Here is a 2,179-nt window from a genome sequence, read left to right as displayed (position 1 = left end):
TAGAAATGCTAATTTAATTATGTACAAAAATGATTACGTAAGAATGTACAGTTTTGTGTAATGCATTCATACTTTACCTGAGGTGGAGAGAATGCATATACAGCTAGAAGTGACTACAGAGATAGAGATAAAGTGTATCACGGACTTACCAAAACTAAAGCTTCTTATGGAGAATCTGAATATGAAAATTAATAAGAGTAAGTTGGCCAGAGAGTTGAAGGTTGATCGGAGGACGATAGATAAGTATCTAAATGGTTATGTACCCCAGGGAAAGCGAAAAAGTAATTCTAAAATAGATGAATATTATGATGTCATTGCCCTACTACTTTCCAAGGAATCTAAACAGATCTTTTATTATAAGCGAGTGCTTTGGCAATATCTAAAAGATAACCACGGACTGGAGTGTTCACAATCAAATTTCAGGGCCTACCTATCCAAAAGGCCTGAATTCCAAGCGTATTTCACAGCGGGGAAAAGAACCCAGCCTGTAAAGTCAATCGTCCGGTTTGAAACAGCTCCTGGAGAACAAGCACAATTCGACTGGAAAGAAAATATCAGGTACATAACGAAGGACGGAGAAATCCTTTATGTCAATGTGGGGGTTCTACTATTGGCTCATTCAAGATTTAGAGCCTTTCATTTATCCATTTCCAAATCCCAAAGCGTTGTCACCTCCTTCCTAATGGAGAGTTTTGAAGCTTGGGGTGGAGTACCTAAAGTAATTGTAACTGACAACATGAAAACAGTGATGGATGAGGCAAGAACGGAGTATACAAAAGGGGTGGTGAATGAGAGGTTCCATCAGTTCGCAAAAGACTGTGGATTTAAAGTGCAGCCATGTATTGCAGGAAGGCCAAGGACAAAAGGGAAAGTTGAATCCCCTATGAAGTTATTGGATGAAATCCATGCATATCAAGGCAAGTTTGATTATGAGGAACTTAATCAATTTGTCCAAAATCTTTGTGAACGGATTAACCATAGTTATCATCAAGGTACAGGAAAAATACCTGTTTTAGCACTACCACTAGAAAAGAGCCTCTTACTTCCCCTACCACGGAAAGAACTAAGAGACTCTTATAAGATCAGCCACAAACTTGTAAAAGTAAATCCAAGCAATATGGTTACTTACCAATCAAACCAGTACTCAGTTCCAGCTGAATATAAAGGAAAGACCGTAGGTCTACAAGTCTATGACGACCAAATCCATATTTATTATAACACCGATCTGATCGCACAACATAAAATCAGCCAGATTCGCCTTAATTACAAGAAAGAGCATTATGTAGAAGCGTTGTCCGAAAGCCTTGGGAGATTCCCGGATATTAAAGAATTAGCAAGAAAAAATCTACAAGCGATTAGTGAGGTATATAAAAGTGAATAGCTCTTACCAACAACTCCTTAAAAACCTGGATTATTTAAACCTGAAACAAATGATTGAACATTTGGGTGATACGATTGACTTTAGTATGAATAACCAGTTGTCATTCGTTGATACACTGGTCAAGTTAACGAATTATGAAATTGATGTCCGAGAGAAAAGTATGATCAACTCAATGGTGAAGGTGGCAGGTTTTCCTCACCGTAAAGAATTAAGCGAATTCGATTTTGAGTTTCAACCTACCATTAATAAACAGCAGATGCTTGATTTTACCTCGTTGAGGTTCCTGGAGGAGAAAGAGAACATTGTTTTTTTAGGGACAAGTGGTGTAGGAAAGACACATTTAGCAACCTCTATAGGTATAGCAGCAGCAAAAAAAAGAACAAGCACCTATTTTATTAAGTGCAATGATCTAATCATGAATTTAAAGAGAGCAAAGCTGGAAAATAGATTGGAATCGAGATTAAAGCACTATACAAAATATAAACTTTTAATTATTGATGAAATAGGCTACCTCCCAATTGACAGGGAGGATGCCAAGTTATTCTTCCAGTTGATTGATTTGCGATATGAAAAAAAGAGTACAATTCTAACAACTAATATTAGCTTCAAGGAGTGGGACGGGGTTTTTCAAGATACTATGTTGGCGAATGCGATATTAGACCGCGTTCTACATCACGCCACTGTAGTAAATATCATTGGTGATTCATATAGAATCAAGAATCATTTTGAAACTGAAAATGATTAAAAATGTACATTCTTACACAGTCAAAAATGTACATGATTACATTGACATTTATA

The 2,179-nt window shown here is 36.8% G+C and carries 2 protein-coding genes; both read left to right on the top strand.

Features of this window, described 5'->3' with window-relative positions; translation table 11 throughout:
• Positions 1-91: 91 nt before the first annotated feature.
• On the top strand, positions 92-1,381 hold the full coding sequence (istA, locus tag H0185_RS23790) for an IS21 family transposase (RefSeq protein ID WP_221876059.1): 1,290 nt from the start codon (positions 92-94) through the stop codon (positions 1,379-1,381).
• A complete protein-coding gene (gene istB, locus H0185_RS23785; protein ID WP_221876058.1) occupies positions 1,374-2,126 on the top strand; it encodes an IS21-like element helper ATPase IstB in 753 nt (250 codons plus the stop codon). The genes istA and istB overlap by 8 nt, the downstream gene beginning before the upstream one ends.
• Positions 2,127-2,179 lie beyond the last annotated feature (53 nt).

Origin of the sequence: Mesobacillus maritimus (assembly GCF_019749255.1) — a bacterium.
Classification (GTDB): Bacteria; Bacillota; Bacilli; order Bacillales; family Cytobacillaceae; genus Mesobacillus_B; species Mesobacillus_B maritimus_A.
The sequence above is the reverse complement of the archived record's forward strand: the minus strand, read 5'-3'. Positions and strand labels throughout refer to the sequence as shown.